Source organism: Flavobacterium sp. (assembly GCF_027531705.1).
In the GTDB taxonomy this organism is placed as follows: Bacteria; Bacteroidota; Bacteroidia; order Flavobacteriales; family Flavobacteriaceae; genus Flavobacterium.
Map to the genome: position 1 here is coordinate 1 of NZ_JAPZSP010000037.1, position 22,809 is coordinate 22,809.

General features: G+C 30.6%; 21 protein-coding genes. 11 read left to right on the forward strand and 10 right to left on the reverse strand.

All coding sequences use genetic code 11. From position 1 onward, the window contains the following. The first annotated feature begins 145 nt into the window (after positions 1–145). Positions 146–538, forward strand: a complete 393-nt coding sequence (locus O9267_RS12945; RefSeq protein ID WP_298180230.1) for an SRPBCC family protein — start codon at positions 146–148, stop codon at positions 536–538. A 96-nt stretch (positions 539–634) separates the two neighbouring features. Here O9267_RS12945 and O9267_RS12950 read toward each other — a convergent pair whose 3' ends face one another. Continuing rightward, a complete protein-coding gene (locus O9267_RS12950; protein ID WP_298180232.1) occupies positions 635–2,764 on the reverse strand; it encodes an elongation factor G in 2,130 nt (709 codons plus the stop codon). Between the two features lie 110 nt (positions 2,765–2,874). Then, positions 2,875–3,606 carry a biotin--[acetyl-CoA-carboxylase] ligase gene (locus tag O9267_RS12955; protein ID WP_298180234.1) on the reverse strand — a complete coding sequence of 244 codons (732 nt, stop codon included), beginning with the start codon at positions 3,604–3,606 and terminating at the stop codon, positions 2,875–2,877. 85 nt (positions 3,607–3,691) lie between these two features. Between O9267_RS12955 and rsfS the strand changes: the two genes are divergently transcribed. The 7 genes from rsfS to O9267_RS12990 all read left to right on the forward strand — a co-directional run bounded on the left by rsfS (position 3,692) and on the right by O9267_RS12990 (position 9,294). Next, positions 3,692–4,063, forward strand: coding sequence for a ribosome silencing factor (gene rsfS, locus O9267_RS12960; protein ID WP_298180236.1), 372 nt, complete (start codon positions 3,692–3,694; stop codon positions 4,061–4,063). A gap of 15 nt (positions 4,064–4,078) precedes the next feature. Then, the gene (gene ftsH, locus O9267_RS12965) at positions 4,079–6,013 is read left to right on the forward strand and encodes an ATP-dependent zinc metalloprotease FtsH (RefSeq protein WP_298180237.1); all 1,935 of its coding nucleotides are present in this window, start codon (positions 4,079–4,081) and stop codon (positions 6,011–6,013) included. Between the two features lie 110 nt (positions 6,014–6,123). Continuing rightward, positions 6,124–6,723: a lactate utilization protein B/C gene (locus tag O9267_RS12970; RefSeq protein WP_298180239.1), complete on the forward strand. Its 600-nt coding sequence runs from the start codon at positions 6,124–6,126 to the stop codon at positions 6,721–6,723. Between the two features lies 1 nt (position 6,724). Beyond that, on the forward strand, positions 6,725–7,603 hold the full coding sequence (locus tag O9267_RS12975; protein WP_298180241.1) for a phosphatidate cytidylyltransferase: 879 nt from the start codon (positions 6,725–6,727) through the stop codon (positions 7,601–7,603). Beyond that, positions 7,593–8,246, forward strand: coding sequence for a phosphatidylserine decarboxylase family protein (locus tag O9267_RS12980; RefSeq protein WP_298180244.1), 654 nt, complete (start codon positions 7,593–7,595; stop codon positions 8,244–8,246). The genes O9267_RS12975 and O9267_RS12980 overlap by 11 nt, the downstream gene beginning before the upstream one ends. Next, positions 8,247–8,528, forward strand: a complete 282-nt coding sequence (locus O9267_RS12985) for an acyl-CoA-binding protein (protein WP_298180245.1) — start codon at positions 8,247–8,249, stop codon at positions 8,526–8,528. A 7-nt stretch (positions 8,529–8,535) separates the two neighbouring features. Then, positions 8,536–9,294 carry a superoxide dismutase gene (locus O9267_RS12990; RefSeq protein WP_298180247.1) on the forward strand — a complete coding sequence of 253 codons (759 nt, stop codon included), beginning with the start codon at positions 8,536–8,538 and terminating at the stop codon, positions 9,292–9,294. A 4-nt stretch (positions 9,295–9,298) separates the two neighbouring features. Here the strand turns inward: O9267_RS12990 and O9267_RS12995 are convergent, their stop codons facing one another. The 6 genes from O9267_RS12995 to holA form a co-directional block, all read right to left on the reverse strand. After that, positions 9,299–10,180: a hypothetical protein gene (locus O9267_RS12995; protein ID WP_298180249.1), complete on the reverse strand. Its 882-nt coding sequence runs from the start codon at positions 10,178–10,180 to the stop codon at positions 9,299–9,301. 65 nt (positions 10,181–10,245) lie between these two features. Continuing rightward, positions 10,246–12,366 carry an ATP-binding protein gene (locus O9267_RS13000; RefSeq protein ID WP_298180251.1) on the reverse strand — a complete coding sequence of 707 codons (2,121 nt, stop codon included), beginning with the start codon at positions 12,364–12,366 and terminating at the stop codon, positions 10,246–10,248. Between the two features lie 118 nt (positions 12,367–12,484). Further along, the gene (gene ettA, locus O9267_RS13005) at positions 12,485–14,176 is read right to left on the reverse strand and encodes an energy-dependent translational throttle protein EttA (protein WP_298180253.1); all 1,692 of its coding nucleotides are present in this window, start codon (positions 14,174–14,176) and stop codon (positions 12,485–12,487) included. Between the two features lie 37 nt (positions 14,177–14,213). Next, the gene (locus tag O9267_RS13010; RefSeq protein WP_298180255.1) at positions 14,214–14,396 is read right to left on the reverse strand and encodes a CAL67264 family membrane protein; all 183 of its coding nucleotides are present in this window, start codon (positions 14,394–14,396) and stop codon (positions 14,214–14,216) included. A gap of 169 nt (positions 14,397–14,565) precedes the next feature. Beyond that, on the reverse strand, positions 14,566–17,766 hold the full coding sequence (locus tag O9267_RS13015; protein WP_298180257.1) for a LamG-like jellyroll fold domain-containing protein: 3,201 nt from the start codon (positions 17,764–17,766) through the stop codon (positions 14,566–14,568). 127 nt (positions 17,767–17,893) lie between these two features. Further along, positions 17,894–18,898, reverse strand: coding sequence for a DNA polymerase III subunit delta (gene holA, locus O9267_RS13020; protein WP_298180259.1), 1,005 nt, complete (start codon positions 18,896–18,898; stop codon positions 17,894–17,896). A 63-nt stretch (positions 18,899–18,961) separates the two neighbouring features. Between holA and O9267_RS13025 the strand changes: the two genes are divergently transcribed. The 3 genes from O9267_RS13025 (at position 18,962) to O9267_RS13035 (ending at position 21,339) form a co-directional block, all read left to right on the forward strand. After that, positions 18,962–19,408 carry a type I restriction enzyme HsdR N-terminal domain-containing protein gene (locus tag O9267_RS13025; RefSeq protein ID WP_298180261.1) on the forward strand — a complete coding sequence of 149 codons (447 nt, stop codon included), beginning with the start codon at positions 18,962–18,964 and terminating at the stop codon, positions 19,406–19,408. Positions 19,409–19,423: 15 nt separating this feature from the next. Then, positions 19,424–20,419 carry a glycosyltransferase family 2 protein gene (locus O9267_RS13030; protein ID WP_298180262.1) on the forward strand — a complete coding sequence of 332 codons (996 nt, stop codon included), beginning with the start codon at positions 19,424–19,426 and terminating at the stop codon, positions 20,417–20,419. An 83-nt stretch (positions 20,420–20,502) separates the two neighbouring features. After that, on the forward strand, positions 20,503–21,339 hold the full coding sequence (locus tag O9267_RS13035) for an OmpA family protein (RefSeq protein WP_298180265.1): 837 nt from the start codon (positions 20,503–20,505) through the stop codon (positions 21,337–21,339). 55 nt (positions 21,340–21,394) lie between these two features. Here O9267_RS13035 and O9267_RS13040 read toward each other — a convergent pair whose 3' ends face one another. Next, entirely contained in the window at positions 21,395–22,417 is a 1,023-nt protein-coding gene (locus O9267_RS13040) for a carboxypeptidase-like regulatory domain-containing protein (RefSeq protein ID WP_298180267.1), read from the reverse strand. Then, positions 22,414–22,809, reverse strand: a 396-nt coding sequence (locus tag O9267_RS13045; RefSeq protein ID WP_298180269.1) for a Sua5/YciO/YrdC/YwlC family protein, incomplete at its 5' end; no start/stop codon positions are given. The genes O9267_RS13040 and O9267_RS13045, both read right to left, overlap by 4 nt.

Below are 22,809 nucleotides of genomic sequence, written 5' to 3' on the forward strand. Positions count from 1 at the left end.
TATAACAGAAAAAGAACAAGTTACGTTACAAGAATGGAGAAAAAGTCCTTCGACTTGGAATGTGTAAATTAAGAATAAAGAGGAAAGAAAATAGAAAAAAGACTTTGTCAATATTCAATTTTCTTTTCTCTAAAAAATAAAAAAAATGAACCTAGAAAGCCCTAAAGTTACTGTAGAAAAATCAGCGGAATATTTATTCAATGCTTTGACTGATGTGAAGAATTTTGAAAAGCTAATGCCTGAAAACATTGCCAAATTTGAAGTTCTTGGAGATGATATTTTCAATTTTGGTTTGAAAGGAATGCCAGAAATTAAATTAAGACTGAAAGAAGGAATTCCAAATTCAAAAGTGGTGTTGAATGCTGCAAGTGATAAATTACCGTTTTCTTTGGTAGCAAATATCAATGCTGTTTCAGAAAACGCAAGTGATGTAAAATTAGATTTTGAAGGCGAATTCAATCCTATGATGGCCATGATGATAAAAGGTCCAATCACGAAATTTTTGGAAACTTTGGCTTCGAATATGCATAAATTATAATTGAGATTCCTACGGAATGACAAAGTAGGAAATTCATAAAAAAGCCTCGTATCATTACAATACGAGGTTTTTCTTTTCAAAGAATTTATTTTAAAACTAAACTAATTCTTCTTGGTTTTTAAATTCTGCTATTAATATTTTTTGGGTTTCGTATGGAACTGGTTCGTAATGATTGAAAGCCAAATTAAAACGAGCTCTACCTTGTGTTAACGAACGTAAGTCGCTGCCAAACTCGTGCATTTCGGCATAAGGAATATGTGCTTTGATAATTGTGAAATGACCTTCTGCATCCATTCCTTCTACAACAGCTCTGTGCGTTTGAATATTACTCATAATTCCACCTGTCAATTCTTCTGGAACATGAATTTCAATGTGATAATATGGTTCCAATAATTGAGGATCAGCATTGTGGAAATTTTCTTTGAATGCCATCATTCCAGCCAATTTGAAAGCTAAATCATTGCTGTCAACAGCGTGCATTTTTCCGTCGTAAAGAATTACTCTAACATCACGAACATAAGAACCTGTAAGCGGACCTTCTTGCATTTTTTCCATAATTCCTTTTAGAATGGAAGGATGAAAACGATTGTCAATGGCACCACCAACGATGCAATTGTAATAAATCAATTTTCCACCCCATGGTAAATCATGTTCTTCTTTTCCTCTAATATTGAATCCTTTTGGTTCTTCCATACCCTCAAACCAAGGTTCAATTTTCATGGCAACTTCTGCAAATTGTCCAGCACCACCAGATTGTTTTTTGTGTCTGTAAATAGTATCTGCACTTTTGCGAATTGTTTCTCTATAAGGGATTTTTGGTGTTCTAAATTCGACTGAAAGTTTAAAAGCATTTTCTAATTTCCATTTGATAACTGTCAAATGTAATTCACCATGACAATGGATTAGCGTTTGTTTTAATTCTGGAGAAACTTCCACTTTTATGGTTGGATCTTCTTCAACTAATTGGTGCAAAGCAATAGATAATTTTTCTTCTTCTCCTTTTTTAGTGCCTTCAACAGCAATAGTCAAAGTTGGATTTGGAAACTGAATTGGAACAATCTCTATATGTTTCCCTTTTTCGTGTAATGTATTGTTGATATGCGTGTCTTTCAATTTCAAAGTAGCTCCAATATCACCTGCAACTAATTCTTGAACAGGTGTTCTTTTGCTTCCTTCAACTTCATAAAGCTGGTTAATTCGTTCTACTTGACCCGTATTTTCATTTGTCAACTCATCTCCTACTTTAATTTTTCCTGAAAGGACTTTAAAGAAACTCAAATCGCCAACATGTGGTTCAGATAAGGTTTTGTATATAAAAATTGCTGTTGAGCCATTTTCGCTGCATTCAATTTCTTTTCCATCAACTGTTTTTTGTTTTGGCATTTCATAAGCAGAAGGACAAACATTGTCGATAAAACTCATAATTCTGCCACAACCCATATTCTTTTTGGCAGAAACACAGAAAATAGGGAAAATTTCATGATTGATTAACGAATGATGTAAACCTAATTTCATTTCGTCTTCATCTAATTCGCCTTTTTCAAAATAGCGTTCCATCAAGGTTTCGTCATTTCCAGCAATAGTTTCGATTAATTCTTGGTGTAATTGATTAGCTTTTTCTTTTTCAGAATCAGGAATTGCTAATTTTTCTGGTTTTCCGCCTTCAGCAGGGTATTTATACATCACCATATTGAGAACATCCACAATAGCATCAAATTTTTCACCTTGATTTACTGGATATTGCACTACCACTACATTGTTTCCAAAATGCGCTTTGGCTTCTCTTACTGTTTTATCAAAATCAGATTTTTCATTATCTAAATGATTTACAGCCAATAACATTGGTAATTTATATTCGTCGGTGTATGTCCAAATAATATCGGTTCCAACTTCAACACCCATTGCCGAATTTAAAAGCATCAATCCACAATCGGCAACACGCATTGCTCCTATTATTTCTCCAGTAAAATCATCGTAACCTGGCGTGTCTAATAAGTTTATTTTGTAATCTTTCCATTTGGTATAAACCAATTTAGAGAAAAAAGTTTTTCCTTTTTCATGTTCTATATCCGTATAATCTGCAACTGTGTTTTTGTCTAAAATTGTTCCTCTTCGGTTTATTAAACCTGCTTCAAAAAGCATTGATTCGGTAAGTGTAGTCTTACCACTACCCGTGTGTCCAACTAAAACAACATTTTTTACGTGTTTACTATCAAAATTTGCCATAATTATTAGTTTTATTGTTTCTATTAATTACCTCAAATTTCCGAATTATAGACAAATTACTAAATGATATAAATCATGTAATTGATAAGTAAATTCAAGATTATTGAAACCTAAAACAATAATTGAATTTCTTTAATTCCGTATGTTTTGACAGAATCATCTTCGAGAAAAACTTCTAATTTACCATCATTGGTAACGCCCTGAATTATTCCCATAAAACGATTTTGATTGGCATCTTCAAAAGGCATGGGAACATTAATTTTGAATAGATAACTGTGAAAATCATTCCAAATTTTACTCGCTTGATTTGAAAGTATCAAATTACAGTTTTGCTTGATATGAAAAACTATGTTTTCAAGAATGGTATCCAAATCAAATTCTTTTTTCATAATTGATGCCATTGAAGAAGCTTTTGGCAAATTATCAAATGAAGTTTGATTGACATTCAATCCAATTCCGACTATTGATTCTATTTTACTGTCAGATTTGAAACTATTTTCTACCAATATGCCACAAACTTTTTTGTTGTCTGACATAATGTCGTTTGGCCATTTTATGCTTAAATTAGGTAAATTACATTCGGCTAATGATTGAATAACTGCCAAAGCAACGGCTACATTTAGATGGAAAATCTCATCAGCATTTTTCAAAACATCTTTAATCAAAACACTCATAATAAGATTTTTACCAGCTTCCGATGCCCAAGTTGCACCCATTTGACCACGACCTTTATTTTGACTTTGTGCTGTAATTACCGTGAAGTTTTCAAGCACATTTTTACTGCTTAGTGATTTCAAATAATCGTTGGTTGAATCTGTGGCATCGAGTTTGATTAGTTTCATGTAAATTTATAATTTAAACTTATGGGAAAGTTTCAAAATTAATCACAAAAAGTGATAACTTTGCAAACTTATACAAAATAAATACATGGCAAAAAAAACTACAAATGATGATATTTTATTAGCTCATATCATTAAAGGAATTGAAGAAGTAAAAGGTAATGATATTGATATTCTAGATTTAAGAGAAATCGACAATTCTGCATGTGATTATTTCGTTATATGTAACGGAAATTCAAATACTCAAGTGAATGCAATTGTTGGTTCTATTCAAAAAACAGTTTCCAAAGAAATAAAAGACAAACCTTGGCATGTTGAAGGTGCCGAAAATGGCGAATGGGTATTGATGGACTATGTTACAATTGTTGTTCACGTTTTTCAAAAACATATTCGCGAATATTACAACATTGAAAGCCTTTGGGGCGATGCCAAAATCACTACAATAGAAAATAAATACTAAAAGAAAATATTCATAATGGCCGAAGATAATAAACCAAATTTAAAAACACCAAAAGTAAATCCGTATGTTGTATATGGCGTTTTGATAGTGATTTTTATTCTGATAAGTGTCTTTTCGGGTGGTTCTTCTTTTCAAGAACCAATGCCTGTAAACACATCTGAATTTAATCAAATATTAGAAAAAGGTGATGTAGAAAAAGTAACCGTTTATAACAAAACCGAAGCAGAAGTCTTTTTGAGTAAAAAGGCACTTTTAGACACTTTGAAATATAAAGCGGTTTATAAAGATTATTTGAATAGACCGAATAAAGGACCACACTATATTTTGACAAACATTGGTAACGATGAACTTTTTCAAAATAAATTAGAAAAAGCGGTTGCTGAAAAAAGATTAAAAAGTTATAATTTTCTTCAAAAAGAAGATTGGTCAGGATTAATCGGTACACTTCTTCCAATCGTTCTAATTATTGGTTTTTGGTTTCTAATCATGCGTCGTATGAATGGCGGAGCTGGTGGTGGCGGTGGACAAATTTTCAGTATTGGAAAATCGAAAGCAAAACTTTTTGATGAAAAAAATGAAGTTAAAACAACTTTCAAAGATGTTGCAGGTTTAGAAGGTGCTAAAGAAGAAATTCAAGAAATAGTTGAGTTCCTAAAAAACCCAACAAAATATACCAATTTAGGTGGAAAAATTCCAAAAGGTGCATTGTTAGTTGGTCCTCCTGGAACTGGAAAAACATTATTGGCAAAAGCTGTTGCTGGTGAAGCTAAGGTCCCATTTTTCTCATTATCAGGTTCTGATTTTGTTGAAATGTTTGTAGGTGTTGGAGCTTCTCGTGTTAGAGATTTATTCAAACAAGCAAAAGAAAAATCTCCAGCTATCATCTTTATCGACGAAATTGATGCCGTTGGTAGAGCAAGAGGAAAAAACAATATGTCGGGCGGAAATGATGAGCGTGAAAACACTCTAAATCAATTACTTACCGAAATGGATGGTTTTGGAACCAATTCAAATGTAATTGTGCTAGCTGCAACCAATAGAGCTGATGTTTTAGACAAAGCCTTAATGCGTGCAGGACGTTTTGACCGTCAAATATTTGTAGATCTTCCAGATGTTAGAGAACGTAAAGAAATTTTTGAAGTTCACTTGGCTCCATTGAAAAAAGTGGAAGGTTTAGATACTGATTTCTTAGCAAAACAAACTCCTGGTTTTTCAGGTGCCGATATAGCCAATGTATGTAACGAAGCAGCTTTGATTGCTGCAAGAAACAATAAAGAAGCTGTTGACAAACAAGATTTCTTAGATGCCGTTGACAGAATTGTTGGTGGTTTAGAAAAGAAAAATAAAATTGTTACACCAGAAGAAAAGAAAGCAATTGCTATTCACGAAGCTGGTCACGCAACAGTAAGCTGGATGCTTGAACATGCTGCTCCACTTATTAAAGTTACAATTGTTCCAAGAGGGCAAAGTTTGGGTGCAGCTTGGTATCTTCCAGAAGAAAGATTGATTGTTCGTCCAGATCAAATGCTTGATGAAATGTGCGCCACTATGGGCGGAAGAGCTGCTGAAAAAGTAACGTTCAACCGAATTTCTACAGGTGCTTTGAGCGATTTAGAAAAAGTGACCAAACAAGCTAGAGCAATGGTTACGGTTTATGGATTGAATGACAAAATAGGAAACGTTACTTACTATGATTCATCTGGTCAAAGCGAATATAGTTTTTCAAAACCTTACTCAGAAGATACTGCACAAGTTATTGATAAGGAAATTTCAGCTTTAATTGAAGGTCAATATCAAAGAGCCATTACAATTTTGGAGGAAAACAAAGATAAATTGAATCAATTGGCTGACATTTTAATTGAAAAAGAAGTTATTTTCAAAGACGATTTAGAAGCTATTTTTGGTAAACGCGAATTTGATTCGAATTTGCAACCAGAAACCGATTTATAAATTGTTAATATAGTCTTGATAAAATCTTAACTCAAAAACACTTTTGAATTAAGATTTTTTTATCTTTGAGGGTTTTCAAGATTGAAAATATAATATTTTGAATTTTTTATATGAGTCTTTTCAAAAAATTTTTTGGTACTGGTAATGATTCTTCTGATGAAGAAAGAGAAAGCGAGTTTAATACTTCGCCAGTAGATTCAGCACCTGCTGATGAAAAATTTACTTTCAATTTCAAAAAAAATGGAGGTAAATTCTTGTATTGTGAAAACCTTGATGAAGTAAGAGAACAATTTGAAAATATATTAGAAGAAAATGATTGGTTCGAATCGGAAGTTGTTTGTTACGAACCAAAATTATACACTTTACTAGACGAGAATAAATTAACTTACGAAAATCCTAAAAATCCAAAATTTTTATTTGCAAGTTGCGAAAATCTTATTGCTGATGAAGGTGCGGTTTTGTTTTCATCTAATCAAATTAAGCAAAACAAACCTAATGATTTGCCTGACAACATTGTAATTCTTGCCACTACAAGCCAAATTTTAGAAAATAAAAGCGATGGTTTGCAAGTAATTAAGAAAAAATACGATAAAGAATATCCAACAAATATTACTACCATTAAATATTTTGAAAAAGCAAAAGAAGAAGATTTTCTTCACTATGGAAGTTCAGCAAAAAACTTATACCTTCTGCTTTTAGAAGATTTGTAATATGAATGAAACGCTAAAGAGAGCCATTTCAGGAGCTGTTTATATACTTCTATTAATAGGTTCAACATTATATTCTAAAGAAAGTTTTTTTACTTTATTTGGCGTTTTCATGCTAATTGCTGTTTATGAATTTTGTAATTTAATTCAAATCAAAAAAGTTTTTCCTATCCTTTTTGGTTTTCTATTATACTCAAGTATAATTTTAGTTAGCTTTTATAAAAATGATACCGAAGCCTTTCTTTTGAAAAACTTCAACAAAAACTATGACATTGACATAAACATCAATCAGTTAAATCTTGTATTGCTTGTAATTACAATGGTTGTTTCTATAAAATGCATTTTATTTTTATTTTATGACAAAATGCAAACTATCAGTAACTCATCCAAATATCTGTATCTTTTAGGCTATATCATTCTTCCATTTATTTTTATTGTAAAAATTTCATTTGGAATAAATAGTTATAATCCGAAAATCATTTTAGGCTTATTTATTCTAATTTGGACAAATGATACATTTGCTTATATAGTCGGAAAATCTATTGGAAAAAATAAATTATTTGAAAGAATTTCACCTAAAAAAACAATTGAAGGTTTTGTTGGCGGAATTGTTTTTGCAGTAATCGCAAGTTATTTTATATCCAAATACTACATCGAAGGGAAACAATTAGCTCAATACATTTGGATTGGAATTGCCCTAATGGTAGGTGTTTTTGGAACTACTGGTGATTTAATCGAATCAAAATTCAAACGAATTGCAGGTGTAAAAGACAGCGGAAAAATAATGCCAGGACATGGTGGTGTTTTAGATCGACTAGATAGTGTTATATTTGTAGCACCATTCATATTTTTGTTTTATCAAATTTTAAATTATGTTTCATAAAGAAGGCGGAAAAATCATATTGATTTCGACAACTGTAACAGTTGCAATTTTATTATTAGCTGATAATTTTATAGAAAATTTTTGGCTACAAAAAGCAGTAGAAATTGCTACATTGTTATTTCTAATTATAATTCTACAATTTTTTAGAAATCCGAAAAGAGATTTAGTTGTAAACAACAATGTAATCATTGCTCCTGTTGATGGAAAAGTGGTAGTTATTGAAGAAGTTTTTGAAAGTGAATATTTCAAAGATAAACGTCTGCAAGTTTCTATATTTATGTCGCCTATAAATGTACATGTAACACGTTTTGCAGCAAGCGGAAGAATCAATTTTAGCAAATACCATCCAGGGAAATTTCTTGTAGCTTGGCATCCTAAAGCTAGTGAAGAAAACGAACGTACAACTGTTGTTATCGAAACTAAGAATTTTGGTGAAATTTTGTACCGTCAAATTGCAGGTGCTCTGGCTCGTAGAATTGTAAACTACGCCGAAGAAGGAATGCAAGTAGTACAAGGAGAAGATGCTGGCTTTATTAAATTTGGTTCGAGAGTTGATATTTTTTTACCTTTGGGAACAGAAATAAATGTAAAATTGAACCAAAAAGCAATTGGTAATCAAACCATTATCGCAACAAAGTCGTAAATGGCAGAAAAAGATTTAGATACTCGATTTCAAGAAGCCGTTGAAATTGCAGAAACTATTCCGCAAGCTTCCTTACCGCAAGATGTTCAGTTGCGCTTGTATGCTTATTACAAACACGCCACTTCTGGAAATAATATTGTTTCTCCAAATCAAATGCTTAATTTTGATTTGAGAAATGCATTCAAAACTAATGCTTGGATGCAAATTAGCCATCTTACTATTGAAGAAGCCAAAGAATTATACATAAAAAACATACTAGAAATACATAATTCAAGAAAATAATTTTCAAATGAAAAAAATAGTGCTTTTTTCTTTTTTTCTAATGCTTTTATCATGCAATAACAAGAAACTAACCGAAGTTGTAGAAGTTCCGCTTCCTGCAGCCGAAGAAAAATTGATTATTGGAAATCCTGATGATGTAAAAGCAGATGAAGGCGAATTTGAGTTAAAAAAACTACCTTATTCTTATGATGCATTGATTCCTCACATTGATGCGGCTACAATGGAAATTCACTATTCAAAGCACTATTTAGCTTATACAAATAATTTGAATAAAGCTTTAGCAAGCGAAGAAGAAACAGATTTAACAATTGAAGAAATCTTGGCGAAAATGGATATGAAAAATACTTCATTGCGAAACAATGCTGGTGGTTATTATAATCACAATCTGTTTTGGGAAAACATTGCTCCAAAAGCTGGCGGTCAACCTAAAGATACTTTGGCGAGTTCTATTAAAAGAGATTTTGGTTCGTATGCTAACTTTGAGTCTGCTTTTAAAGATGCTGCAAATAAGCAGTTTGGTTCTGGTTGGGCTTGGCTTGTTACCGATAAAACTGGAAAACTACAAATTACAACAACATCAAATCAAGACAATCCATTAATGCCAATGGCAGAAATTAAAGGATTTCCAATTTTAGCATTGGATGTTTGGGAACATGCTTATTATTTGAATTATCAAAATAAAAGAGCAAAATATATCGATGCTTTTTTCAAAATTATAAACTGGAAAAAAGTCCAAGAACGCTACGAAGAAGCAATTAAGAATTAGATAGTTATTTCATTTCAAAAGTTGTTTCTGCTAGCAAACTATTTTCATCATAAATATTAACTTGATAGTTGCCTTTACTAAAACTTGAAAATGGTAATTGTTGACTAAAATCTTCAGTTTTGTTGTGATAAGCAATTTTTGCTACAAAAGTATAAAGCAATGCTTTTTCTGAAATAGTTGTTGCTTTAGTTTCTCCAACAACCTTATTTTCAGGATCTATAATCTGAAAATATAATGTTTTTTGTCCAGGTTTTGCAAACTGATTTTGATTTATTGTATAATTAACGACTAGGAAATTAGCTCTTTTACAATTTTGAGTAGCAACTAGTTTACCTGAGTTTTTTGCTTTATAGGACGTGGCATTAAGATTTAAAAAAGTTAACTTAGAAGCTTTTTTTATGGTTTCATTTAATTCTTCATTTTTCTTTTCTAAAAATTTATTTCTTTCCTGAATTTCCTTTATGTTTGTGGGGATTTCAACCAAAGTATTCACAGGAACTGGTTGAGAAACAAGGTTTTTTCTAAGTTTAAAATTTTCATCAAAAAGAAAAATCATTTTCGACTTAATATCAAGCAATTTATCATTGTATTCTTTTATTGTTAATTTTTTGCTTTTTATCTCATTAATAAGTTGTTGTACTTTCTCTCTTTCTTCAATAACCTCATCAGACAAATTAATGTTATCAGATATAGTTTGATCGTATTTACCTTTGAGAAATTCAAGATCAGTAAGAAGTGATTTTGCATCATTCTTTTCTAAAATTGTGGAATAAGTATCTTTTTTTTGGAATTTATCATTTACTATGTACACTGACATTCCTATAACAACAGTAGAAAGTATTGCAATAATATACTTTAAATTAATCAGATTGGCTTTTTGAGGCATAGATAGTTTAGGTTAATTTGGGTAACAACAAATCTATAAATAATTAACGAAAAAACGAATGAATATTAATTATTATTGTCAATCATATTAGAAATTATCTGAAAAAGCTTCGATTGTTCGAAAGGCTTGATAATCACATCATTCATTCCACAGGATAAAGCTTGTTCTGACACTTCTTGCTTATCAAAAGCTGTAAGAGCTACAATAGGTAATTTATGCCCTTTTTTTCTAATCAATTTTGTTGTTTCAAAACCGTTAATAATTGGCATATTAATATCCATCAATATGATGTCAAATTTATCAGTATCTAAAATCTCAACTGCTGCATAACCATCATCAACAACAGTACATTTGAACTTATTGTTTTCGAGTGTTTTTCTAGTCACTATTTGGTTGATTTTATTATCTTCAACAACCAAAACATGATAAAATTTCTCTTCGGATAAATCGACAACAATATTATTTATAATTTCAATTTTCTTTTTATCATCTGATTCAAATGGAATTGTAAAATAAAAAGTTGTTCCTTTTCCTTCCACACTTTCTAATTCGATTTCGCCGCCGAAAATTTCAACCAATTTTTTTACAATTGACAAACCAAGTCCTGTTCCTTGATAATCACCTTCTTTACGTTCAATTTGAACAAACTTTTCAAATATTTTTTCTTTATCAGAATCGGCAATTCCAACTCCTGTATCTTTTACATAAAAAGTTATGAATTTTTTTGTTCCTTCTTCTCTATCCAATTTAGCAGTTACTGTAACTTTTCCGTATTTAGTAAACTTTAATGCATTACTAACCAAGTTCATAAACACTTGAGATAACCTAAGTTTATCCCCTATTAATGTTTCAGGAATTGCTTCATCAATTTCAATAAACAATTTATTATCGTTCTTTTTGGCTATAAATTTTAACGAATCAGTAATGGTATTGATTTCATCTGAAATATTGAAAATCATGTTTTCTAGAACGATTCTTTTTTCTTCAATTTTGTTTATTTGAAGTAAATCGTTGACAAGTGACAATAAGTATCCAGCCGAAAATTTAAGCGAATTAATATGTGGACTATTGGCTAATTCTTTGTGTTCATCAATAATGATATTGGTAATTCCAACTACTCCATAAAGCGGTGTTCTTAATTCGTGCGTAATTGTTGAAACAAACTGTGTTTTTAATTGAGTTGCCATTTCAGCTTTTTCTTTAGCTACCAATAATTCCTCATTAGTAGCTTTTAAAATTTTATTGGTTTTATCTCTCAAACGATTGTTTCTAAACAGAGAAATCACCAATAATAATAAAACAAGGATTACAATACCAAATAAAATATCGATTGTTCTTGATTGGCTTAAATCAAGCAAATGTTTTTGGTTTTCATTCTCAATTTGTTCAATTTGCCTTTCATATTCATCAAGTTGAATCTCGTTGACAATATTTTTGATAGTATTAATTTTTTCTTGAGAATAAATTTTTTCTTTTAAAGTCTTATGAAGGTCTAAGAAATATTTCGCTTTATTATCATTATTAATTTTAGTTAGAAACTTTGAATAATCTAAATAAACCTCTGCAATATTTGAGTCAATTAATTCTGAACTGTTTTCTTTAGAAATAGTGACTGCTTTAGAATAATACAAATCGGCTTCATCATTTTGATTAGCAATATTGTAATAATTTCCGTAATTAGTGTACAAAGAAATTTTTGCTTCTATAAGATCACTGTTTTCAATATAAGATTTGCATTTATCTAAATATTTTATTCCATTTATATAGTCTTTAGAATTGATGTAGGCTCCAGCAATGTTTAATTGTGTATAAGCAACTTCATCATTATCATTTATTTTATTTGCGAAAAATAATGCCTTTTTATAATATTCAATTCCTTTTTGCAAATCAATTTTTCGATACGTATAAGTGGCTCCTAAATTATTATAAATCCATTCTTGTATTGAATCATTTTCTGTTAACAAAGCATGGCTTAATGCTTTTTCATAATAAGTAATTGCTGTTTTGGGTTCGGAGAATTCATCAAAATTTAGTCCAATAATATTATAAGCTTTTGCCATCAATTGATGATTTTTCAATTGATGTGCTTCATCTAATGCTTCTTTAGAAACAAGTAATGATTTTTCACATTCAAAGCTATGCAATGCTTCACCTGCAATAGAAAGTTTTTTTACTACACTTTTCACAGACAAATTTGTTTGCGAAATCACTCCTTGAAAAGTGAGTAAAAAAGCTAAAAATATGTAGTTGGTAAATTTCAACTATGCATGATTTATAATAATTTGAAACTTTTGTTTGAAAAATTTAATTTCTTATTAATTTTCTGTATTTGATACGTTTAGGAGCAACATCGCCTAATCGTTTTTTCTTGTTTTCTTCATATTCAGAAAAACTTCCTTCATAGAAATATACTTCAGAATCACCTTCAAAAGCTAGAATATGAGTACAAATTCTATCTAAAAACCATCTATCGTGCGATATCACAACTGCACAACCAGCAAAATTTTCTAAACCTTCTTCAAGTGCACGAAGTGTGTTGATATCTAAATCGTTGGTTGGCTCATCTAATAAAAGTACATTTCCTTCTTCTTTGAGAGTCATGGCAAGGTGTAAACGGTTACGTTCTCCACCGGAAAGTGCTGATACTTTTTTGTTCTGTTCGCTTCCACCAAAATTGAATCGAGACAAATACGCTCTTGAATTTACTTGACGACCACCCATCATAATTAACTCTTGTCCATCGCAGAAGTTTTCCCAAATTGATTTATTTGGATCTATGTTCGAATGTGCTTGGTCAACATAAGCAATTTTTACTGTATCACCAATTGAGAATTCTCCACCATCAGGTTTTTCTTCACCCATAATCATTCTAAAAATAGTTGACTTACCAGCACCATTAGGTCCAATAATTCCAACAATTCCTGCTTGTGGCAAAGTAAAATTCAAGTTATCATAAAGTAATTTATCTCCAAAAGCTTTTGCAACTGTTTTTGCTTCAATAACATTAGTTCCTAATCTTGGACCATTTGGAATGTAGATTTCTAATTTTTCATCTAATTCTTTTTGATCTTCATTTAAGAGTTTATCATAGTTTTGCAAACGAGCTTTTTGTTTAGTTTGTCTTCCTTTTGCTCCTTGACGAACCCAATCAAGCTCACGTTCAAGTGTTTTTCTTCTTTTGGAAGCCACTTTTTCTTCTTGCTCCATTCGTTTTGATTTTTGATCTAACCAAGAAGAATAATTTCCTTTCCATGGAATACCTTCTCCTCTATCAAGTTCTAAAATCCATCCGGCAACATTATCTAAGAAATATCTATCGTGTGTAACAGCAATAACGGTTCCTGCATATTGAGCTAAGTGTTGCTCTAACCAAAGTACGCTTTCGGCATCTAAGTGGTTGGTTGGCTCATCTAATAGTAATACATCAGGTTGTTGCAATAATAATCTACAAAGTGCCACTCTACGTTTTTCTCCACCTGAAAGCACTTTTATTGGAGTATCAGCATCTGGAGTTCTAAGAGCATCCATAGCAACTTCAAGTTTATTGTCTATTTCCCAAGCGCCAGCAGCATCAATTTTGTCTTGCAATTCTGCCTGACGATCCATAAGTTTTTGCATCTTTTCGGCATCTTCATAAACTTCTGGCAAACCGAAACTGTCATTTATTTTGTTGAACTCGTCAAGAAGTGCATAAATTTCGGCAGCACCTTCACGAACAATTTCGATTACCGTTTTAGTTTCGTCCAATTGTGGTTCTTGTTCCAAATAACCAACCGTATAACCTGGTTGAAAAACTACATCTCCTTGGTAATTTTTATCAACACCAGCTATGATTTTTAATAATGTAGATTTTCCCGAACCATTAAGTCCAAGAATACCAATTTTTGCTCCATAAAAGAAACTTAGGTATATATTTTTTAAAACTTGTTTGTCGCTTCCTTGATACGATTTACTCAATCGTTGCATTGAAAATATTACTTTTTTATCGTCTGACATTTTATTATTAAATTTTAAATTTTAGATATTAAATATTTTACACTCTTCCTTTTAATGAGCTAAAAACCCATGCATTAGCTAGAAAACCTATTCCAACAGTGGCAAAACCCCAGCCTGCAATGTCATCATAACGGAAAGCTCCTAAAGCTATTAATACCAATCCCATGATAATCATAATAAGAGTTGCCCAACCTAAAACGGTATTTTTATTCATTCCCATAATTCATTTTTTTTTAGGATTACAAATATCGATAATTTAAACATATTTTCATGAATTTTTATATACAAAAAAAATAGTTTAGTTATTAAAACTAAACTATTTCTGTTTTTATTAATTGTATTTTCTACGAAGAAACTATATTCATTAGTTAAAGAAAATAATATAACATTTAATTCATTATTTTTTTAGTAACTATTTCATTATTATTTGAGGTTGCTTGAACCAATAATACTTGATTGTTTCCTGAAACAGTTAATACAATGTGTGATGCATTTAGATTTCTTTTTTCAGCTATTAAAAGACCGCGTATATCAAAAATTCTAACATCTTTCAGAGTTGTTTTTCCTGAATCAATAACTACCTCATTTTGAGAATTTTTATAAACAATAACATTTGAATTTGAAAATTCTGGAGTTGAAGTAGTCAATGTAGTTTGGTAAACAATTTCGAAACGATTATTAAATAAACCAGGCTCAGATACAAAAGTGTATGGATTCAATTTTAAATCAGTTAATGAACCGTTTACTTTATCTTTTAATAAAATAACTTGAGATGCTTCACTAAACAAACCATCAAAGTGGTCAACTGCAATAGTATAAGTTCCAGCATCAGTGATTTTACAACTTAAAAGAACAACATCATTTGATTGAAAAGGTAATGCTCGACTTTGTATTGTGTAATATTCATTATTAACAATAGAATTCAATAAAGCTTTGCCATTGTTAATATTTTTTCCATCAAATACATCTGCTTCGTTAGTTGCATTTGGCTTATAACCTACTGCCATTTGAGAAAATGCTCCTGAAGAATTTGTAAGGTTTATCCAAAAACGATTTCCTTCTGTTGAAGTTAAATTTGTAGTTAATGACGAATTAGTAGCAGAATTTAATCTAAAAAACTGATTGTCATTATTAGTCGTTCTTTGAGCATTTCTAAAAGTTAAAGCTGTACCAGTACTTGTTGCTTCAACCATAAATCCTTGACCAGTTCTGATAACTCCATTTGGATCAAAAACTTGATCCTCTCCATTACTAACAAAAACGCCACCTGCCCATGTACAATATGGATTATCATTTGCGTCTCCATTGGTTTCTCTCCAAAAATAAAATGTTCCTGTAATTTGTGTACTATTATCAATCACTAATTGTGATATACTAATTGGCGATGGGTAAGGATTGCCGACCATATTATAACGTTTTCCAGCTCCTAAATTAGTTAATGCAACTGGAATTGTTCCATTGGCAGGTATTCCAATATAAGTCCCTTGCCAAGTAGTAGGCGATGTTGGATGATTATTAGGCATTCGAATTAAATATCCTTTTCCTAATTCAAAGATAGATGAAGTTGATGCCACAGAGCTAAACAAGTTTAAATTAGAATTATAATTATAGAAACGAATTATTGGAGAAACACTGGTATTAGGAGAAAACGTTCCTAATTGTTGAGAAATAACTGGTGATGACCACATAGTATAATCTAAGCGTTTTAAAGCAGAGCTATTTCGTTTTACAATAATATTTCCAACATTGGTAGCATCAGCAATTTGACGTAAAGCGGCATTATTTTGAATAGTTAGTGAGGAACCAGTTACGACATTAATAGCATTAGAGATTTGTAATGTATGACCTGAGTTAAAAACAACTTGAGCATTATTATTTATTGTCAAATCACAACCAATAATATTTCCAGTTGATGAAAAATTTTCAGAAATAATTACTTGTTTTGTACTGTCTGGAATACCATTTGTCCAAAATAGTCCGTTCCAAGTTGTTGAGCCACTACAAACAAAACTGCTTTCTAAACAAAACTGTGATAAAGAAGCAACTCCATTAAATACAAGAGTATTAGTATCGATTGCATCAGCAACAACTGGAGAACTCCATGCGCCATAACCATTTGTTTCTCTTTGATGAAATGAAAAACTCAAATAATTATCATTTGTAACAAATCCAGAAGTTGGCGAAGGTTTTAATAAAACATCTGCATTCAATGAGGAATTTGTTCCATAATTTTCTATTATCCAATAAGTATCGGATAAAATTCCTGTTGTTGTTGGAGCTGCATAAGGCATTCCGTTAATTAAAGAAACAACCACCTTTGCATTTGGAATAGTCGTTGTAAAATTTAAACTAGTATTTACATTATTATAATCATAAGTTCCCGTTGTAGTAATTGTATTAGTTTGAGCTTTACCAAAACCTACAGGAGCACTTGATATAACAATAGTTGGATTATCTAAAATGGCTCCATTATAATTTCCAGTTGCATCTTCTATGGTACTATCGGTATTATTTTCAAATTGATAATAAACTAATAACCCATCAATACAAGCATATTTCAAGTCATTTATAATATGCATATTTTCTTGAATTTGCTGTTCAGTTCTTGCAACCGACCAAATTCTAAATTCATCTAAAGTTCCATTTAGAGAAGAAGTTGAAGCATTACCAATCTCAAAATTATTCCAAGCACTAGGATAAGCAACACCAGTTTTGGTTTCAACAAGTTTTCCATTCAAATATAAACTAGCTGTTCCTTCATCAAATGTATAGGCCATATGAATCCATTTATCTTCAATAAGAGTATTAATTGATGAAGTAATTGTACTTTCAGCAGTTTCAGCAGTACCGACTCTAATTATTTTTGCCGAATCTGAATGCATAAAAAACTGACCTGCTTCTCCTAAACTGTGATTCCAATCAGCAAAAACGTTATTCGGTTTATACCAATATTCTACGGTAAACTTTATAGGTTGCCAATTCAAATCTGTAATTTGAACTCTGTCATTAGTACCATCAAAACTAAGAGCATTACCTCTATCGTATGTATTTTTTTTCATTACAACTGTAAAAGTTGCTGTTTGTGGTGTTACAACACCTGATGTTGCCGTAATTGTTCCTGAAAATGTACCATAATTCAACCCTGTATGCTTAACATAAATGGTTTTATCAACATATAAATTAACGGGGTTCATGGTTAATGTTGAAGCAAATTCAGAATTTGGACTAAACGAAATTTCGAAATCTGACGAGTCAACTGTTACAACAACCGGAGTAGTTAAATCAGCGCCAAGTATCTTATATTCTAAAACTTCATTAGTTCTAGGCGTCAAATAACAATCCGTAGAATCCTTTATAGCAACAATACTTAAATTTGGAATAGCACAATTTAAAACACTGACCGTTGAAAATTTAAAATGATTTTTAACAGCATTAAATCTTATAAAATCAGAAAATTGATTTGATTTTTTTTGTGGTTTTTCAAATGATTTCAATTCATCAAAACCACAACTATTTTTACTTTTAAAACCAAAAGAAACATTTAGTCCGAAAAATAAAAACATAACGATTTGGAGTAAGTTAAGTTTCATAATTCAAAAATTTTTATAAATATACGAAAGTTACTACTCTAGATGCAAAAAAATTGATTTAATCGATGAAATACGCATTTAAACGAAAAAATATAAAAAAATAACAAGAAAATATTTATTTGTTTTGTTAATTAAAAATAGTAACCAACATTTCCTTCAACAAATCGTGATTACTCAATGAAGTGGCGCCTACACCTTTACTTTTCACATCAATATCTCGCAAACCAGCAACAATAGCGCTGACTTTTCTCATCGGATAATTTTTTAACGCCACGTCATAATCTTTCACAAAAAATGGGCTAATACCAAGTGCGGAAGCTACATTTTTAGGATTTTTATCTTTTAATCCGTGGTACTTTAAAACTTTTACAAAATAACTAAAGACCAAACTAGTTGTTACAACCATTGGATTGTCTTTGGGATTATCTGCAAAATATTGGGCAATTTTATAAGCTTTCAATTGATTTTTAGCTCCTAAAGCATTTTGCAATTCAAAAACATTAAAATCTTTACTAAATCCAATATTTTCTTCAATGTCTTTAGCAGAAATAGTATGTCCTTTTGGCAAAATTATTTGAAGTTTATTCAGTTCGTTACTTATTCTACTCAAATCATTTCCAAGAAATTCAACTAACATCGCATTTGCCTTTGGTTCAATAGAATATCCTTTTCCTTGAAGCACACGTTGAATCCAAGTTCCGACTTGATTTTCATACATTTTTTTACTTTCAAAAACGAGTCCAACTTTATCCAATAACTTAACTAGTTTTTTACGTTTATCGAGTGTTTTATATTTGTAAGCCATTACCAAAACAGTTGTTTCCTGAAAATTCTCGGCATAACTTTCTAATTTATCGATAGTTCTAACTAATTCTTGCGCTTCTTTTACAATAACAACTTGTCTATCTGCCATCATCGGATAACGTTTGGCGTTTCCAACAATATCTTCAATAGTCACATCTCGACCGTACAAAACAGTTTGATTAAAATCACGTTCGTGTTCTTGCAGTACATTATCTTCGATATATTCCGTCAATTTATCAATATAATAAGGCTCTTCACCCATCAAAAAGTAAATTGGCTTTATATTTCCAGCTTTTATGTCGTTTATAATTTTTACAACTTCGTCCATTATTTTAAGTATTCAGTTTACAGTCGCAGTTGGCAGTTAGTATAAAATAACTATTTTTGCTTCATGCAAAAGTTGAACTTTCCAGTTTATTCGTTTCGGTTCAAAAATAGTGAAAATAAAGTTGCTATCTTTGATGAAATCAGGAAAAAATTTATCATTCTCACTCCAGAAGAATGGGTTCGTCAGCATGTTGTGAAATTTCTAATTGAAGAAAAAAAATACCCAAAATCATATATTAATGTTGAGAAATTAATCAAAGTTAATGGTTTGAATAAACGTTATGATGTTGTGATTTTTCAACCCAATGGTTTACTCTCATTGTTGGTAGAATGCAAAGCTCCAGAAATAAAAATTACGCAAACCACTTTTGACCAAATTGCACGTTATAATATGACTTTAAAAGCCGATTATCTTATGGTTACAAATGGCTTAAATCATTACTTTTGCAAAATGGATTTTGAAAATAAAAAATATACTTTTCTCGAAGAACTTCCAGAATTTGAAAAATAGATAGATCGATAGTAGATGAAAGACAAAAAAATAGCCGTTGTCATACTCAATTGGAATGGAGCAAAATTGTTAGAACAGTTCTTGCCTTCTGTCATTTCTTTTTCTGATGAAGCACAAATTTATGTTGCCGATAATGCTTCAAAAGATGAATCGATTGCTGTTTTGAAAACCAAATTTCCTTCGGTAAAAATTATTCAAAATGAAGCTAACTATGGTTTTGCAAAAGGTTATAATGAAGCATTACAACATGTTGAAGAAGACTATTATGCGCTTGTAAATTCGGATATTGAAGTTACAGAAAATTGGCTTACTCCTATTCTAACCATTTTTGAAAATCAACCCGAAATTGGAATTATTCAACCCAAAATTTTAGATTTCAAAAACAAAGAATACTTTGAATATGCTGGTGCAGCTGGTGGTTTTATTGATAAATATGGTTATCCGTATTGTCGCGGTCGCATTTTTGATACTATCGAAAAAGATTTGCATCAATATGATGATGAAAAAGAAATTTTCTGGGCTTCGGGTGCTTGCTTTTTTATTAGAAAAGAGATTTATAGAAATTTAAAAGGTTTTGATAATGATTTTTTTGCACATCAAGAAGAAATCGATTTGTGTTGGAGAGCTTTTAATCTTGGTTATAAAATAAAATACACTTCAAAATCGGTAGTTTATCATGTTGGTGGTGCCACTTTGAACGAAGGAAATCCAATGAAAACATTTCTAAATTTTAGAAATTCTCTTTTAATGTTGACTAAAAATTTACCAAAATCTAAATTGATTCCAATTATTTTTTCAAGATTAGTACTTGATGGAATTGCTGGAATTCAATTTATTTTTAAGGGAAAAATTCAACACTTTCTCGCAATTATTAATGCGCATTTTTCTTTTTATGCAAAGATTTCCAAAACGTTACAAAAAAGAAATGGCAAACAAAACAAAAACTACTATCACACCAACAGCATTGTTTACAAGTATTTTGTTAAAAACGGCAAGATATTTGAGCAATAGTTAACAATACTTTAGCTTACAATTCCATTTGTATCAAGTATTAATTTGTAATTTTGTCAAAATTAAAAATAATAAAATCAGTTATGAAAAAAGTAATTTTAATTCTTTCGTTAGCCACTTTAACCCTAACTTCTTGCGGAACTAAAAAGAAGATTGCCGCTTTAGAAAAACAAAATAAAGATTGTCAGGATTTATTGAATTCGACAACTGTAAAATTGAATATGTGCTTATCTGAAAAAGAAGCCTTAAATCAGCAAAATGACTATTTAAAGAAAAACAATTCTGAGTTAATCAACAATGTTGGTAACATGACAACGTTGACAACTAAAGGTGCTCAAAATATTGAAAAAGCATTAGAAACAATCAAAGAAAAGGATTTGAAAATCAATAGATTACAAGATGCTTTAACCAAAAAAGATTCTGTGACTTTAGCGTTGGTTTCAAGTTTAAAAAAATCGGTTGGACTTGATGATCCAGACATTAATGTAAATGTTGAAAAAGGCGTTGTTTTTATCAATATTTCAGATAAAATGCTTTTCAAAAGCGGAAGCTATATGGTAACTGACAGAGCAAAAGAAATTTTAGGAAAAGTTGCTAAAGTAATCAATGATAAACCAGATTTTGAATGCATGGTAGAAGGTCATACTGACAATGTTCCGTTTACTGGAAATGCAATTTTGCTTGACAACTGGGATTTGAGTGTGAAAAGAGCAACAGCTATTACAAGAGTATTAACCAAAGAATTAGGTGTAAAACCATCGCAATTGATTGCTGCTGGAAGAAGTGAATATATTCCATTAGTAGATAACAATACTTCAGAAAACAGAGCTACTAACAGAAGAACTCGTATTGTAGTGATGCCAAAAATTGACGAATTCTACGATATGATTGAAAAAGAAATGAAAAACTTGAGTAAATAAATTTTAAAATTCACCTAAAATAGTACCTAAACGCCTCGAAAAAATCGAGGCGTTTTTATTTTATGCCATAATTTAATGGTAACATATCTGCAACTTTGAGTTTCGAAAAATCTCCCGAAAAGTTAATGGATTCAATATTAGAATTATTCCCAAACTTATCAATATTAAATGTTTCTGTTTCAAAGATGACTTTAGATTGTTCTTTTTTATCAAATAACAGGTTGAATTCGGCAACAAATTTTTTACTGGCAAATTCTTTAATTTGTTTTGTTACTTTAACTGTTTTAGAGTCACTAGAATCAGTAACTTTAAAATTATCAGCTGGATTAACTTGGTAACTCCCTTTAAAAACTAAGAAGTTTTTTTTACTCCAGCTATTACTTGCTAAGATTCTAAAAAAATGCAAGATCGAACCTTGGTAGCTTTTTTCTCTGTTTTTTAAGGTTTTTGATTTATTATTTAGTTCTTCAAAACGAGATAATCCAGAATAAAAAGTCTTAGAAACTGAACTCGATTTCATTGTATGCTGAAAAAAAATAACATCAAAATTAACTAACTCATAATAAATTTTGTACCCTAAATTTTTATTATAAATAACTAATGGCTTTTCACAACTTACGGTTAGTGTCATCGATTTAGATTCATATTTAAAAAATAAATCATTTTCGTTTTCGATACTACATGCTTTTGCATTAGCATTTTTTCCTAAAAATTGTTCTTTAAATAGTTTAAGTTTTTGCTCTCTAGTAAAACGATCTTTTGTTATAATCAACTCTTTCAAAATATTTTTTGATTCAACCAATATAATTTTACTTACATTATTAGATTTAGGGTTTTGAATATACTGCGTTTGAAAACCAATAAAACTAATAACCAAAATACTGTTTCCATTTGCAATTGAATGCAAAGAAAATTTTCCGTTTTCATCAGATATGGTTGCGATTGTAGTTGCATCAAAATAAATATTTGCGCCCTGCAAAGGTTGATTGTTTTGATCTAAAATTATTCCTTCTAATTCTTGAGAAAAAAGATTAGAGATACAACAAAATGACAAAATGATAATTAGTTTAATTTTCATAGTATGTCTAAACTTCCCTTTCCTTCTCGAACTATTACTGGTTCAAATCCAGACAAATCAATAATTGTTGACGGAATATTATAGCCATATCCACCATCGATAACTGCATCGACTTGGTTTTGCCACTTTTCAAAAATTAATTCTGGATCGGTTGAATATTCTACAATTTCATCATCATCATGAATTGAAGTTGAGATTATCGGATTTCCTAATTCTTTTACAATTGCACGAATGATATTGTTATCGGGAACACGAATTCCGACTGTTTTTTTATTTTTAAAAACTTTTGGCAAATCATTATTTCCTGGTAAAATAAATGTATAAGCACCTGGCAAAGCTCTTTTTAGCAATTTGAATGTTGAAGTATCAATTTGTTTCACATAATCTGAAAG